General features: G+C 58.7%; 16 protein-coding genes. 7 read left to right on the top strand and 9 right to left on the bottom strand.

Annotated elements, in window-relative coordinates:
- Positions 1 to 32: 32 nt before the first annotated feature.
- Together gor and rpiA are read right to left on the bottom strand one after the other, a co-directional pair.
- Positions 33 to 1391 carry a glutathione-disulfide reductase gene (gene gor / locus ACR0AH_RS05535; protein ID WP_170735319.1) on the bottom strand — a complete coding sequence of 453 codons (1359 nt, stop codon included), beginning with the start codon at positions 1389 to 1391 and terminating at the stop codon, positions 33 to 35.
- Positions 1392 to 1520: 129 nt separating this feature from the next.
- Positions 1521 to 2306 (bottom strand): ribose-5-phosphate isomerase RpiA, encoded by a 786-nt coding sequence (gene rpiA / locus ACR0AH_RS05540; RefSeq protein ID WP_170645840.1) that lies wholly within the window; start codon positions 2304 to 2306, stop codon positions 1521 to 1523.
- Positions 2307 to 2473: 167 nt separating this feature from the next.
- Between rpiA and ACR0AH_RS05545 the strand changes: the two genes are divergently transcribed.
- From ACR0AH_RS05545 to ACR0AH_RS05560, 4 genes are read left to right on the top strand one after another with little or no spacing between them, the layout of a single operon-like run.
- The gene (locus ACR0AH_RS05545) at positions 2474 to 3175 is read left to right on the top strand and encodes a glutathione S-transferase family protein (protein ID WP_480590775.1); all 702 of its coding nucleotides are present in this window, start codon (positions 2474 to 2476) and stop codon (positions 3173 to 3175) included.
- A gap of 1 nt (position 3176) precedes the next feature.
- Entirely contained in the window at positions 3177 to 4550 is a 1374-nt protein-coding gene (locus tag ACR0AH_RS05550; protein ID WP_480590777.1) for an L-serine ammonia-lyase, read from the top strand.
- A 27-nt stretch (positions 4551 to 4577) separates the two neighbouring features.
- Positions 4578 to 4994: a GFA family protein gene (locus ACR0AH_RS05555; protein WP_480590779.1), complete on the top strand. Its 417-nt coding sequence runs from the start codon at positions 4578 to 4580 to the stop codon at positions 4992 to 4994.
- 45 nt (positions 4995 to 5039) lie between these two features.
- Positions 5040 to 5954, top strand: coding sequence for a DMT family transporter (locus tag ACR0AH_RS05560; protein WP_480590781.1), 915 nt, complete (start codon positions 5040 to 5042; stop codon positions 5952 to 5954).
- Here the strand turns inward: ACR0AH_RS05560 and ACR0AH_RS05565 are convergent.
- Positions 5899 to 6606, bottom strand: a complete 708-nt coding sequence (locus tag ACR0AH_RS05565) for a thiamine diphosphokinase (RefSeq protein ID WP_170645837.1) — start codon at positions 6604 to 6606, stop codon at positions 5899 to 5901. The genes ACR0AH_RS05560 and ACR0AH_RS05565 overlap by 56 nt on opposite strands.
- Before the next feature lie 120 nt (positions 6607 to 6726).
- Here ACR0AH_RS05565 and ACR0AH_RS05570 point away from each other — a divergent pair, with 120 nt between their 5' ends.
- Positions 6727 to 8400 carry a hypothetical protein gene (locus ACR0AH_RS05570; protein WP_480590783.1) on the top strand — a complete coding sequence of 558 codons (1674 nt, stop codon included), beginning with the start codon at positions 6727 to 6729 and terminating at the stop codon, positions 8398 to 8400.
- A gap of 98 nt (positions 8401 to 8498) precedes the next feature.
- On the opposite strand, the gene ACR0AH_RS05575 is transcribed toward ACR0AH_RS05570, so the two are convergent.
- From ACR0AH_RS05575 to nthA, 6 genes are all read right to left on the bottom strand, one after another.
- Positions 8499 to 9206, bottom strand: a complete 708-nt coding sequence (locus ACR0AH_RS05575) for a YfaZ family protein (protein ID WP_170645835.1) — start codon at positions 9204 to 9206, stop codon at positions 8499 to 8501.
- 79 nt (positions 9207 to 9285) lie between these two features.
- Positions 9286 to 9528 carry a DUF2842 domain-containing protein gene (locus ACR0AH_RS05580; RefSeq protein ID WP_170393574.1) on the bottom strand — a complete coding sequence of 81 codons (243 nt, stop codon included), beginning with the start codon at positions 9526 to 9528 and terminating at the stop codon, positions 9286 to 9288.
- Positions 9528 to 10820, bottom strand: a complete 1293-nt coding sequence (locus tag ACR0AH_RS05585) for an adenylosuccinate synthase (protein ID WP_170465502.1) — start codon at positions 10818 to 10820, stop codon at positions 9528 to 9530. Before ACR0AH_RS05585 ends, ACR0AH_RS05580 begins: the two co-directional genes overlap by 1 nt.
- A gap of 220 nt (positions 10821 to 11040) precedes the next feature.
- Entirely contained in the window at positions 11041 to 11370 is a 330-nt protein-coding gene (locus tag ACR0AH_RS05590) for a nitrile hydratase accessory protein (protein ID WP_170510675.1), read from the bottom strand.
- Positions 11367 to 12044 carry a nitrile hydratase subunit beta gene (nthB, locus tag ACR0AH_RS05595; protein WP_480590786.1) on the bottom strand — a complete coding sequence of 226 codons (678 nt, stop codon included), beginning with the start codon at positions 12042 to 12044 and terminating at the stop codon, positions 11367 to 11369. The genes ACR0AH_RS05590 and nthB overlap by 4 nt, the downstream gene beginning before the upstream one ends.
- The gene (gene nthA, locus ACR0AH_RS05600) at positions 12041 to 12655 is read right to left on the bottom strand and encodes a nitrile hydratase subunit alpha (RefSeq protein WP_170393582.1); all 615 of its coding nucleotides are present in this window, start codon (positions 12653 to 12655) and stop codon (positions 12041 to 12043) included. Before nthA ends, nthB begins: the two co-directional genes overlap by 4 nt.
- A 151-nt stretch (positions 12656 to 12806) precedes the next feature.
- Between nthA and secG the strand changes: the two genes are divergently transcribed.
- Positions 12807 to 13175 carry a preprotein translocase subunit SecG gene (gene secG, locus ACR0AH_RS05605; RefSeq protein ID WP_010439184.1) on the top strand — a complete coding sequence of 123 codons (369 nt, stop codon included), beginning with the start codon at positions 12807 to 12809 and terminating at the stop codon, positions 13173 to 13175.
- A 159-nt stretch (positions 13176 to 13334) separates the two neighbouring features.
- Positions 13335 to 14978: a CTP synthase gene (locus tag ACR0AH_RS05610; protein ID WP_480590788.1), complete on the top strand. Its 1644-nt coding sequence runs from the start codon at positions 13335 to 13337 to the stop codon at positions 14976 to 14978.
- The last annotated feature ends 47 nt before the right edge of the window (positions 14979 to 15025 follow it).

A 15025-nucleotide genomic window follows, 5' to 3' on the forward strand; every position in this document is an offset into this window, starting at 1 on the left:
TCCCTTGTAACGTGTGTGCGCGCGCTTGCAAATCAAGCCGTGCGCACAGGTTGCCGCATTGTCACCAGTTCTTCGGCCATCACCGGATGAACTGCAACCGTACGGTCGAAATCTTCTTTGGTGGCACCCATCTTTACGGCAATTCCGGCAAGTTGGATCATCTCACCCGCGCCTGGCGCAACGATGTGACAGCCGAGGATTTTCCGCGTCTCTTGCGACACGATCAGCTTCATCAGCACGCGCTGTGTGCCTCCGGCAAACGCCTTCTGCATGGGCTTGAATGAGGTCGCATAAACCTCGATCGGTTCCTGTTCCGCAGCCGCTTCCTCGCTGAGGCCCACAGTACCCATTTCCGGCTGGGTAAAGATGGCGGTCGGGATCAGTTCGTGATCAACGGGCGTTGGGTTGCCTTTAAAGACGGTCTCGACAAAGGCCATGCCTTCGCGGATCGCCACAGGGGTCAGGTTCACCCGATCGGTTACATCACCAATGGCAAATATCGAGGGCACGCCTGTCTGGCTGTACTCATCCACGATGATCTCACCCTTGCGACCGCGCGCAACGCCCAAAGCCTCAAGCCCCAGATCATCCGCATTCGGCGCGCGACCCGTGGCATACATCACAACGTCGAATAGCTGCTCGGAGCCATTTGTGGCCTTCACCCAGATTTTGTCGCCTTGCTTTTTCATCTCAAGCACGTTGGTACCCAGATGCAGGTCGATCCCGTTCTGGCACATCTCTTCACTGATCAGCCCGCGCGCCTCATCATCAAAGCCCCTCAGAATCTGCGCCCCGCGATAGAACTGAGTCGTTTTGACCCCCATCCCATTCATGATCCCGGCAAATTCACAGGCGATATAGCCACCGCCAACGATCAGCATGGATTCGGGCAGTTCCTCCAGGTGGAAAATCTCATTCGAGGTGATCGCAAGATCAGATCCGGGGAACTCGGGTACAACCGGGCGACCGCCCGTTGCGACAAGAATATGCTTGGCTGACTTGCGGGTACCATCAGCCAGTTCCACCGTATGCGGATCAACGACATGAGCACGCTGGTCGAAACTCTCGACACCATTGTTCTTCAGGATATTGCGGTAGATACCTTCCAACCGATCGAGCTCTGCGTGCAGCTTAACTTTGAAAGTGTTCCAGTTGAACGCACCCGGCTGCATGTCCCAGCCATAAGCCTGCGCGTCCCCGACCGTATCCGCGAACTCGCTGGCGAAAACCATCAGCTTCTTGGGTACACAGCCACGGATCACGCAGGTTCCGCCGTAACGATCCTCTTCCGCCAGAGCCACCTTGGCGCCGTTTTCACCCGCCGCCACCCGTGCCGCGCGAACTCCGCCCGAGCCGCCTCCGATGACGAACAGATCATAGTCAAAGCTCATGTACGAGTTCCTTTTATTCCGCGTGGCCAAAATTCACTGGATATCTGGGCGCAAATCCTGAACTGCCAACCCCTGACGCGGGAAATAGTGATTTTTCTTCTGCAGTTTATCGCGCTACTTGCCTGATCTTTAGTCCGCCAGATCGGAAAACAGGTTGTCCCCACCGTCACCCAGCATATCGGTCAGGACTGTACCCTCATTGATATCACGCAATTCGACCCGGCCATCGCCATAACCAATGACAACCTTGTCGCAAATATCAATGAACAGCCCATTTTCGACCACACCCGGGATCTGATTCATTACCAGTGCCAATTGGCGGGCATTGCCGATCCGCTTGAGATGCAGGTCCAGAATGTGATTGCCCTCATCTGTAACCTTGGGCGCCTCACCGTTCATGCGCAAAGTGACCGAGGTGCCCAGCACATCCATTGTGTCCAGCGCTTCTTCAATCAGGGTGCGGGTGGTCTGCCAGCCGAACGGGATCACCTCAACCGGCAGAGGGAATGCGCCCAGCGTCTCAACCTCTTTGCCTGCATCCGCGATCACCACCATCTGATCGCTGGCTGTGGCCACAATCTTTTCCTGCAACAGCGCAGCACCACCGCCCTTGATCAGGTTGAACTCGCCATCGAACTCATCCGCGCCGTCGATCGTCAGGTCCAACCAGCCGGCCTGATCCAGCGAGACGACCTCGATCCCTTCTTCCCGCGCCAATTGCGCCGTCGCGGTCGACGTCGGAACGCCCTTGATTTTCAACCCCTCATCGCGCACCCGTTCACCCAGGCGGCGCACCAACCACGCGGCGGTCGAGCCTGTCCCCAATCCCACACGCATCCCGTCCTGAACAAGATCGGCGGCGCGACAGGCAGCAACGTATTTCGCTTTGTCGATGGGCGACAAATCTCTGGTCATGGCAGCTTCCCCCAAGAATACAGCCAGACTTATACGGAATGCCCCGCGCAACTGCGAGAGGCAAAACACGCCATACCTGTGCTAACATGTCGCTGAAATACGCGTTTCCGATAGGAAACGTCGCAATCAGCCTCTATTGTGATCGCCAGACCCCTTAGATAGTCGCCATGGAATCGCCATACCGCCTGCACTACGCCCCCGACAACGCCTCGCTGGTGATCCGACTGGCGCTGGAACAGATGGGCCTACCCTATGAGACCGTACTGGTCGATCGCGCCAGCGATGCACAGAATAGTGCGGCGTATCGGGCGTTGAATCCGAACGGGCTGATCCCGGTGCTGGAGACGCCCCAGGGTCCGATCTTCGAGACCGCCGCAATCCTGCTGTGGCTGGCTGATACGCATGGGCAATTAGCCCCGACACAGGTCAGCCCTGATCGGGCGGCATTCCTGAAGTGGCTGTTCTTCGCCTCGAATACCCTGCATGCCGATCTGCGAATCCTGTTCTATGCCGAAAAATACATCGCGGCAGATCAAGCCGATACACTACGCTCCGGCATCCACCCGCGGCTGCGGCAGCACCTGAATCTGCTGGATGCTCAAGCCCAAAAAGCGCCCGACTGGTTCAGTGCTGATCACCCTTCAGTCCTGACGATATATGTCGCCTGCATGATGCGCTGGATGGCGCTTTATCCCGCTAAGGCGGACCGCAGCTGGTATCAACTCGCCGACACGCCTTATCTGCAAAAAATCCTGATGCAGCTAGAATCAAACCCGTCGACCCGCGCAGCTATTGCCGCCGAGGGGCTGGGGGTCACTCCCTTCACCTCGCCGACCTACGCCAACCCTCCAGAAGGCTCAGCTACCTGATATGTTTCTCTCTGTCTTCGATATGTTCAAAGTGGGCATCGGCCCATCTTCTTCCCACACCATGGGTCCGATGGTGGCCGCCGCACGGTTCCTTGACCTGATGCGCGCCTCACCGTTCGAATTCGCGGGCTTGCGGGGTTCACTGCACGGCTCGCTGGCTTTCACGGGTGTCGGCCACGCCACCGACCGCGCTACCATTCTGGGCCTCGCCGGGTTTGTGCCTGACACCTATGACAACGACAAGGCCGAAGCCACACTGGCAGCTATCGCAGAATCCCATACGGTGACACCCGAAGGCCTGCCGACGCTGAGCTTTGATCCCAAAGCCGATCTGATCTTCGACTACGACAACAATCTGCCCGGTCATGCCAATGGTATGATCCTGATGGCCACTGACGCACAAGGCGATGTCATCCTGCGTCAGGTCTACTACTCCATCGGTGGAGGATTTGTTCTTACGGAAGAGGAATTGGCCGAAGGCAAGGCAACTGACGAAGGTGCGCCTGTGCCCTTCCCGTTCAAATCCGCCGCCGAAATGCTGCAAATGGCCAAAGACAACGGTAAAAGCATCGCTCAGATGAAGCGCGAAAATGAGATCGCGCGCGGTTGCGCGGATAGCTTTGCCAAAGGCACCGCGCGTCTTTGGCAGGTCATGAATGACTGCATCGAGCGTGGGCTAAAAACGGATGGCATCCTGCCCGGTGGTCTCAGCGTGCGCCGCCGCGCCAAAGGCATTCACGATGCCCTGCTGGCGGAACGCGGCATGAACCTGAACGCCCCGCATACGATCAACGACTGGATGAGCGTCTACGCCATGGCCGTGAACGAGGAAAACGCAGCCGGTGGGCAGGTTGTCACCGCCCCTACAAATGGCGCGGCAGGCGTGCTGCCATCAGTTCTGCGCTATTACCTCGATCACGTGCCCGGCGCGTCCGAAAGCCATGTCGAGGATTTCCTGCTGACCGCCGCCGCCATCGGTGGTCTGGTCAAGTTCAACGCTTCGATCTCGGGCGCTGAAGCGGGCTGTCAGGCCGAGGTTGGCAGCGCGTCAGCCATGGCTGCGGCAGGCATGTGCGCCGTGATGGGCGGTACGCCTGAGCAGGTTGAAAACGCCGCCGAGATCGCGTTGGAACATCACCTTGGCATGACCTGCGATCCAGTCGCGGGCCTTGTGCAGGTGCCGTGTATCGAGCGTAACGGATTGGGCGCGATTAAGGCCGTCTCGGCGGCCTCGCTGGCCCTGCGTGGCGACGGCAAGCACTTTATGCCTTTGGACGCGGCCATTGAAACGATGCGCCAGACCGGCGAGGATATGCACGAGAAATACAAAGAAACATCTTTGGGCGGGTTGGCCGTCAACGTGCCGAACTGCTGATCTGACAGCAAGAACAAGTGGGGTGACATGCGCGGACACTGCCTGTGCGGCAAGATTGGATACGAGGTTGATCCTCCGGTTCTGTCCTGTGTCACCTGCCATTGTGACAGCTGCCGTCGCCAATGCGCCGCTCCGATGACCACCTATTTCGGCGTGCGCGACGGCAATTGGCGCTGGATCGGGGAAGAACCGAAACGCTTCAACTCCTCCCCCGGGGTCGAGCGCAGTTTCTGCCCCCATTGCGGCACACCGATATCCTTCCGGTCGACGGTGATGTCGGATGTGATGCATCTCTACGTCGCGACACTGGAAAATCCCGAAGTACTCAGTCCGGCCTTGCATGTCGCGCACGAGGAAAAGCTTAGCTGGCTGCAGCTTGGTGACGGCCTGCCCACCTGCATCGGCCCGGATTACACCAAAGTCCAACCCCTGCCCGACACCTGAGATCAGAGCTTCCCCCTCTGCCGCGAAACCGCTAGCGTCGCGCACATGACTCAGGATCGCCCCGTTCTCGGCATCATATTGATGCTCGGTTTTTGCGTGCTCGCACCACTGGGTGACGGGATGGCAAAGCTGTTGGGTGAAACCACAGCTTTGGGACTGCTGGTACTGGTGCGGTTTGCTGTTCAGGCGATGATCTTGATCCCACTGATCGCGATGACCGGCAAGCCATGGAAGATGACACCGCGCGTTTTGCGCCTAACGATGATCCGCACCCTTCTGCACATCATTGGGATCGCTGCGATGTTCACAGCGCTGCAATATATGCCGCTGGCCGATACCGTGGCCATCGCCTTTGTAATGCCTTTCATCATGCTGCTGTTGGGCAAATATGTTTTGGGCGAACAGGTCGGCCCCCGTCGTTTGATCGCCTGTGTCGTGGGATTCATTGGCACCTTGCTGGTGATCCAGCCCAGCTTTGCTGAGGTCGGCGCGCCCGCCTTGCTGCCCCTGATCGTTGCGGTGGTCTTCGCCCTGTTCATGTTGGTTACGCGGCAGATCGCCAAGGAAACAGACCCGGTTGCACTGCAGGCGGTATCGGGGGCCATGGCGACCGCCTTTTTGCTTCCGATTGTCCTGCTGGGTTCCCAAATCGGCCTGCCCGCAATGTCCCTGACCATGCCCACGGCTGAGACACTCTGGCTGCTGCTGGGAATCGGTGTGCTGGGCACCGTGGCGCATCTACTTATGACATGGTCTCTGCGCTATGCGCCGTCTGCGACTCTGGCCCCGATGCAATATCTAGAGATTCCGGTCGCCACCCTGATCGGCTGGCTGATCTTCCACGATCTGCCAAACGGGCTGGCCGCGCTAGGCATCGGCATCACCATCGCGGCCGGGCTCTACGTTATCCTGCACGAGCGGGCCAACGCTCGGTCCGGCCCGACTGAAACGCCTGCATGACCTGATCCAACGCCGCGCGCGGCAGGATCGTCAGCAACCCGGGTCCATCGACCTCAAGCGTTAGCGCGCCTAGCGCTCGGTTTGAGGTTCCGACCTGCCCGTCCGGTTCTAGCACCAGATCATCAATCGGCCATTCCAGCCCCTCGCTGCGCCCGGTCACCCGCCGCAGCGGAAACAATGAAACCGTGTCTCCTACTGTGAGCTCCAGACTGATCCTGGGTGGCGCATGAAAGACAATTTCTCGTGCGCCCAACAGGACACAAGGCCGATCCTGCAACCGAACCAGAGTATTGAACGCCACCAACTGATGATCCACCCGCGCGCCCAGAAATCCTGCTGCCAGCACCACAGGCGCATCCATATTGCGCAGCGCCTTGTCAAAATCGGTGCTGTTCTGCTCGGATATCCGGAACAACCGATCCTTGGGAATCCGGGCCCGATATTCTGCCGTAATCGAGTCCAAATCGCCGATCACTGCGTCCGGCATCCGTCCCGAATCAATCAACGCAGCCGCACCGCCATCCGCCGCAACGGCAGAATTGACGCGATTTAGCACCAGATTCACATCCTCTGAACAGATTTCGCCCCCACCAAACAGCCCGATTGGCCCGCCAGAGCGAACAATTGCCCCATTTTCCACAAGATTGACCATATTTTCCAGTTTTGGACATAATGAAACCACAAAATGATAGCTTCATGGCTAGAGTTTCGAGTCGGTTGCCCCTGCTGTGTCTGGTAGTCGACCTGGTAGTTTGTAAAGGACATGCGTCTGATGGTACAGAACAACAAGGTACTCACCGTTTCATACGGCACCTTCTCGTGCACCCTCGAAGGCTTTGACGATTCATTTGAAACAATGAAGGCGATCGCCGAGTATTTCCGGGACCTTGCAGCGGATGACCGATACTTCGGATCGGAACCTCCTCAGCCTGACGCCGAGATGCTGACCCGGATCGCACAGCGGGACGCCGCACAGAAGGTTGAAGCCAGCCAGAACGAGACCGGCCTGTTGCTGCGCGCAACGGAAACCGCCCCGGTTGCTGCACCGACCCCCGCTGCAATTGCGCCAGCCACAGCACCTGAACCTGTTCAGCCTGTCGCGGATGTTGTTCCCCCTGCTCCGTCTGCTCCGCAATCCGAAGATGCTCCCGCCGCTGACAGCATCGCAGCCAAGCTGCAGCGAATCCGGGCTGTTGTTTCGCATTCCGATGCTGCCCCTGCCGGATACTCTGAAGACGAAGACGTCAGCTATCTGCAGCCCGTGAAGCCAAAGGTAGATGCAATTTCTGCCGCTTTTGAGTCCGGCGCGCTGAGCCCGGCCGATCTGGAAGACACTGCTACGGACGACGCTCCGGCAACGGCCCCGCAGGTCGAACAGCCTGCCGAACCCGAGCAAATGGCAACCATCGCTGAGCTGCCCGTTCAGGACGAAGAACCTATCGCACCTGCCACCAACGAGCAGGACGAAGTCGAAGCAGCCCCGATCATCTCACCGGCGATCACTGCCGATCTTGAAGACGAGGACGAAGCGCCCGAACAGCCGGCAGCCGATGTCACGGACAAGGACGTGTTGTTCTCGGACCTCGACGACGAATCTGAAACTGAAGACGAAGGCCCCTCAAACATCCTGAATGACCAGGACAACACCGACGAAGATGAAACAACACCGGATCTTACCGGCCTCGCCCATGGCGTCATCTCGGCCGAGGATGAGGCGCTGCTGCTTGACGAAATGGCGCTGGTAGAATCCGAGCTGGCGGCAAACACGACGGCTGAGCTGCCCGATATGACGGGTCTGGATCAGGACGTCTCGCGTCTGATGGACGAAGCGGGCGCCCATATGGATGATCCTGCCACCAGCGGCCAGCGCGAAACATATTCTCACCTGCGCACTGCCGTTGCTGCAACCGAAGCAGACCGCGAAGATGGCGCAGACAAATCTCAGACCCCCGAGGATGATTATCGCGGTGATCTGGCCTCGGTCGTCAATCCACGCCGACCCGAGATCGAGGTCACCAGTGAACGCCCCACCCCGGATGCTGCCGCACCATTGAAACTGGTGGCTGAACAGCGGGTGGATACCGAAACGGCTGACACCGGCCCGGTGACACCGCGCCGTGTCACCTCGGCGGACGAGGAATCTGCAGATGAAGAAGGTGGTTTTGCAGCCTTTGCGCAAGAACAGGGTGCCCAATCACTACTCGACCTGCTGGAAGCTGCCGCGGCTTATCTGTCCTTCATCGAAGGTCAGGAGCAGTTCTCGCGTCCACAGCTGATGAACAAAGTTCGCTCGCTCAAGCAGGACTCGTTCAACCGCGAAGAAAGCTTGCGCTCATTCGGTCAGTTGCTGCGGGACGGCAAAATCGAAAAGGCCGGAGGTGGCCGTTTTGCCGCCTCAACCCAAATCGGGTTCCGCCCGAGCGACGACGAGCGTGCCGCTGGCTGACACCAAGATCCCCCAATTCCCCCTCAAGACAAAATTGGGCCAGAGGAAACTCTGGCCCTTTTTCGTTTCGTGGCTGGCAGCCAAAAAGCCAGTCAAGTTCAGAAGTTGAACGCCAGCGCCACGTAAGGGCCGGTCAGGATCAGATCAATCACATCGCGCCCGTCTTCAAACTCAACATCCAGATGGCGATACCCGCCCGCAACGTTGATATTCTCACGCCACTTCCAACTAGCCTGCACCAGCGCTTCCCACTGGAATTCCGAGCCATAACCGAAGCCGCCGATATTGCCCATCGCTGTGAGGCTCCAGCGGTCATTCAGCGCGTAGTTATAGCGTGCGCCGATCAACGGGTCGGTCCAGCTTTGATCTGTGCTGAAGGTGCGATCCAGCACGGTGGTCGAAACATCCAGGTCCCAATGGCGCAGCCCGGCCAACACTTCCAACCGTGACCGATCATCCTGATAGACCGCATAGCTGGCCGCCAGTGAGACCATCGTGCCTTCAAGATCCCAACTGGCTGCATCGTCAAACCGACCGACCGAGACATCGTCACCCAAATTGAGATAATTGAATTCACCACCAATGGTCCAACGCCCATTTCGGGCCTGACCAGCGATCAGGAACGCACCCTTCAGAATGTCGAAGATCGAGGTATCCCCGTTCACCGGCGGGTTTGGTCCCACGTCCAGTGAGGTTCTGAATTCCGGCCCCCAGAAATAAGGCGCAATGGTATAGCGCCAATCATCGGCCTGAGCGCTGCTCGCGATACATGTTGTGGTAACCGCCGCTAATACCCGGTTTTTCATGCCCTATCTGCCTCTGGTTGCCGCGAAAGAAAGTCGCAAACATCGTGCCACGCAGAAGACACCAAGACAATCGGGCGGCTTAGCTTTGATCTTGATCCGGGTCCTCTTTGCCCACCCCGCGGAAGACAAATTTGAACGGCAACGCCCAGACAATGCCAAGCGCGACATATACCAGAAGTTCCAGCCAGATCGGCGGGCGATCCAGCCAGTTCACGATTGTCACAACCGCAACGATATAGATGGGGAGCCCGATCAGCAGCAGCACCAATGACCACCGCCGACGTGCCTTATAGCTGAGGCCGGGTTTGTCGTTGCTGCTCATCAATCTGCAAACGGGTCGGTCACCAGAATGGTGTCCTCCCGCTCCGGGCTGGTGGACAAAAGGGCGACCGGACATTCGATCAATTCCTCGACGCGGCGCACGTATTTGATCGCGTTCGCAGGCAAGTCTGCCCAACTGCGCGCGCCTTCGGTGGATTCGCTCCAGCCCGGCATCTCTTCGTAAATCGGCGTGCAACGTGCTTGCTGGTCGGCGGCGGTCGGCAGATAGTCCAGACGATTGCCATCCAGCTCATACCCGACACAAATTTTCAGCGTCTCGAACCCGTCCAACACATCCAGCTTGGTCAGGGAGATGCCGTTCACACCGCTGGTCGCGCAGGTTTGGCGTACCAGACAGGCATCGAACCAACCACAACGGCGTTTGCGCCCCGTCGTGGTGCCGAACTCATGCCCCCGTTCGCCCAGGCGTTGGCCATCTTCGTCGTCTAATTCGGTTGGGAAAGGCCCCTCACCCACGCGGGTCGTGTACGCCTTGACGATGCCCAAAACGAAGTCGATCGAACCCGGCCCAATCCCAACGCCTGTCGAGGCCTGGCCCGCAATTACATTCGACGATGTCACAAACGGATAGGTCCCGAAATCGATATCCAGCAGCGCACCCTGTGCGCCTTCGAACAGGATTCGCTTGCCTGCCTTGCGCTTCTCGTTCAGCACCTTCCACACCGGTGCTGCGAAAGGCAAAATCTGCGGCGCGATCTCTTTCAACTGCGCAATCAACGCGTCACGATCAATAGGTTCCAACCCCAGCCCATTGCGCAGCGCATTGTGATGGACCAGAGCCCGATCGACCCGCAGCGCCAGCGTCGCATCATCAGCCAGATCAGCCACCCGGATTACACGCCGACCAACCTTGTCTTCATAGCATGGACCGATCCCGCGACCGGTCGTGCCGATCTTGGCCACCGAGTTCTGGCTTTCGCGCGCACGATCCAGCTCGCCATGGAACGGTAGGATCAGCGGGGTGTTCTCGGCAATCATCAGCGTCTCGGGCGTGATATCGACACCCTGCGCGCGGATGGTACCGATCTCTTTGATCAGGTGCCAAGGGTCCAGAACGACCCCATTACCGATCACGCTCAGCTTTCCACCGCGTACCACGCCCGAAGGTAGCGCATGCAGTTTGTAAACCTCACCCTCAATGACCAGCGTGTGCCCGGCATTATGTCCACCCTGAAAACGCGCGATCACATCCGCTCGCTCACTGAGCCAGTCGACGATCTTGCCTTTTCCTTCGTCGCCCCACTGGGCGCCGACAACAACCACGTTGGCCATATCCGGTCCTTTTGCGCTGAATATTCAAACCCGGCTCATATAGCCGGGCACAGACGGCAGGGAAACCGATATTTCGCCGCAGATACAAATCGTGCCGCTCGCGATGCCTCCGGTGGAGGTGATTTTGGCCTGATGAAGAGCGGATCCCCTGCTTCATCTGGCCAAAAGTACCTCGGGGGAGTCGCCCGGACGGGCGGCGGGGGCAGCGCCCCCTCTGCTTTTAGCGCAATTGTACGGGATGACCGTGGGGTGTTGTCAGGTAAGCCTCTTCCCATGCATTGCGAAGATCCTGGACATCATCAGTGGGCGCTTCCCCCTGCTCAGCCAGCAGCGCCTCCAAGGTCTCCAACCAAGCGTGAAAGTAATCGTCCCCACCATCCAGATCTTTTTTGAGGCCGTTCCGTTTCAAAGTATTGGAAAACCGTTCCGCCCAGTCCGGCCAATCAAACCGGCCCGCTTCGTTCAAGGCCACTGTGACCGCAAAAACCTGCGCGTGCCAGGGCTCGGCAAAAATCGGCTCGGGGGCTGAGTGAGTGATACAATCGCTCATGCGGGCTCCAAATAAGACTGCCAGAGGTCCAGCACGACTTCATCCGCCGGGTGCTCAGGGTTTGCCCAAAGTTCTGAGGCGGGAAACACGACCGCGTAGAGCGGCTCAGGGGCTTCACCCAACCCATGGGCGTTGGAATCCGGCAGGACATGAGTGCCATGCAGCCTGAGGATGCGACCCGTCGCACCGGCGGCATAGATTGGCAACCGGGTGTGGCCGCCATCAACCAGTCGATTGGCGCTGTGGCCCAGGGTTCGAACGGCTTGCCCGGTTTGAAACCGAACTGCGACGTTCGACGGGCGATCTGCGGGTCCGCCCTTGGCCAAGGCGCCTGCGACGGCGTCAGCCTTCAGAGTACGCTCAGTCAGAGGATGAACACCATCCCCGTCAACACCGCGCAAATCATCAAGCGTCAGGACACCCTTTTCGACCAGAAGATCAGCCAGACCAGACATCCATTTCTCATAGTAAGAAAACCGCGCGTAGTCCGTAGGAGACAACCTTTCCCGCGCGTGGCGTGAGACATCGATATTCCATTGCCCCAGAAACCCCGCAGCGAGCGTTACCGCCAGCGCCCGACCGTGCCAGTCTTCGGCAAACACCGGCGCGTCTTCGGGTTCCGGGTTCACCGGACCATCACCAAAGCGCCCTCCCATATCATGTACGCGCGTCATGACGGCACCTTGGGTAGCCCAGTGCCGATCATGCTGTCGCGGGTGACCAGCGCCGCCAATTCGTCCGCGTTCAATCCTTCTGTGCCCTCTGGGCGCATCGGCAGGACGAGGTAACGAATTTCGGCCGTCGAATCCCAGACGCGAACCGATGTACCTTCGGGCAAGGTAACACCAAACTCAGACAGGACCTTGCGCGGCTCTCGCACGGCGCGGGCGCGGTAGGCGTCAGATTTGTACCAGCCGGGTGGAATTCCTAGCAGCGGCCACGGGTAACAGCTGCACAAGGTGCAGACGACCATGTTGTGCTGTTCAGGCGTGTTCTCGACGACCACCATATGCTCACCCTGACGACCGTAAAACCCCAGATCGGCCACGACCGATGTGGCGTCCGCCAGCAGCGCGGCTCTGAAATCGGGATCACTCCAAGCCTTTGCAACAACATGCGCGCCGTTCTGTGGCCCTATCTTGTTCTGATAAGTATCGATGATTTCATCCAGCGCTGCAGGATCAATCAGACCCTTGCGGGTCAGAATCGTCTCAAGCGCTTTGACGCGCAGCGCGGGTTCGGGAGGCAACAGGGCGTGCGGGTGGTCGTGATCATCATGTGGCATGAGGCGCAGCCTGCGCGACAGCACAGCGCTCTGTCCAGTCTCTTTGGTGTGATATGAAACATCACCGCACGTGATGCCAACTCGTGACTTGCCCCCGCTGGCAAACTTGCATAAGTACCACGCGATACACGCCACGCTGTACAGGACCACCATGGAAAACGTCGTTCTCATCATCCACCTTCTTCTGGCCTTGGGCCTGATTGTCGTTGTGCTGATGCAACGTTCCGAAGGCGGCGGCCTTGGCATGGGTGGCGGTGGCGGCGGGGCCATGACGGGCCGCGCGGCAGCAACGGCGTTGGGCAAGCTGACATGGATCCTGGCCGCGTGCTTTATCGTCACCTCGATCACGCTGACGATTCTGGCGGCCCAGAAATCTTCTGGCAGCTCGGTGATTGACCGTTTGGGCGTGCCTGCCCCGGCCCCGGCTGAGGAAAGCGCTCCGGCAGTCCCATCGGCAGATGAATTGTTGCCGCCGGCGCAAGGCGACAATGCTCCGCTGATCCCGCAGGCGGCCGACTAAGCCACAAAACCTAGAAAATCATAAGGGAACTGCAACAGCATCTTGCGGTTCTCTTGCGCTATGTGCGCGAATCCTTTATACGTGAAGTCCCGTGATGCAGCGGTTTTTTCGAACCGCCGGGCAGCTAATAATGACGTCTCACGGGAGCAGCCGAAAAACATGGCGCGTTTTATTTTCATCACTGGTGGTGTGGTTTCGTCCTTGGGCAAAGGACTGGCTTCGGCGGCGTTGGGATCGCTGTTGCAGGCCCGGGGATATTCGGTGCGTCTGCGCAAGCTGGACCCCTATCTAAACGTCGATCCGGGCACCATGTCGCCCTTCGAACATGGCGAAGTATTCGTTACCGATGACGGCGCTGAAACCGATCTGGACCTTGGCCATTACGAACGCTTCACCGGTGTGGCGGCACGCAAGACCGACTCGGTCAGCTCGGGGCGGATTTATTCCAACGTGCTGGAGAAAGAACGCCGTGGAGATTACCTCGGCAAAACCATTCAGGTGATCCCGCACGTCACGAATGAGATCAAGGATTTCATCGCGATTGGCGAGGATGAAGTTGATTTCATGCTCTGTGAAATCGGCGGCACCGTAGGTGATATTGAGGGCCTGCCCTTCTTTGAAGCGATCCGCCAGTTCAGTCAGGACAAGCCGCGCGGTCAGTGTATCTTCATGCACCTGACGTTGCTGCCCTATATCAAAGCCTCGGGCGAGTTGAAAACCAAGCCAACCCAGCATTCGGTGAAAGAGTTGCGCTCGATCGGTCTAGCCCCCGACATTCTGGTCTGCCGGTCCGAGGGACCGATACCAACCAAAGAACGCGAAAAGCTGGCCCTTTTCTGCAATGTCCGCCCTGACAGCGTGATTGCCGCACAAGACCTCAGCACCATCTACGACGCCCCGCTGGCCTATCACCGTGAAGGTCTGGATCAGGCGGTTCTGGACGCATTCCAGATCAGCCCGGCCCCCAAGCCCGATCTGGCCAAATGGGAAGACGTCAGCGACCGCATTCACAACGCCGAAGGCGAAGTGAAAGTAGCCATCGTCGGCAAATACACCCAGCTTGAAGATGCCTATAAGTCAATTGCCGAGGCGCTGACCCATGGCGGCATGGCCAATCGCGTCAAGGTCAAGGTTGAATGGGTCGATGCCGAGGTGTTCGACACCGAAGACGCCGCCCCGCATCTGGAAGGCTTCCACGCCATCCTCGTCCCCGGTGGTTTTGGCGAACGCGGCACCGAAGGCAAGATCAAGGCCGCTCAATACGCGCGCGAGCACAAGGTGCCCTATCTGGGCATCTGTCTGGGCATGCAGATGGCCGTGATCGAAGCCGCACGCAACGCGGCGGGAATCACCGAAGCCGGGTCCGAAGAATTCGACCATGAAGCCGGGAAAAAGCGTTTTGAACCCGTTGTTTACCACCTGAAAGAATGGGTGCAGGGCAACCACAAGGTCGAACGCAAAGTCGGAGACGACAAGGGCGGCACCATGCGTTTGGGCGCCTATGATGCGGTTCTGGCCGAAGGCTCGAAGGTCGCGGAAGTCTATGGCGGCACCCAGATTGAGGAACGCCACCGTCACCGCTACGAGGTCGACATCAAGTACCGCGACAAACTGGAAAAGGCAGGCCTGAATTTCTCGGGCATGTCCCCGGATGGTCGCCTGCCGGAAATCGTCGAATGGTCGGATCACCCATGGTTTATTGGTGTTCAGTATCACCCGGAACTGAAATCCAAACCCTTCGACCCGCACCCCCTGTTCCGCGAATTCGTGCGCGCCGCGAAAGACACCTCGCGTCTGGTCTGATCACGGGCCGATAACAGATTTGTACCAGTCGGCGCGAAATATCTTTA

It is taken from the genome of Ruegeria sp. AM5 (genome assembly GCF_056540645.1).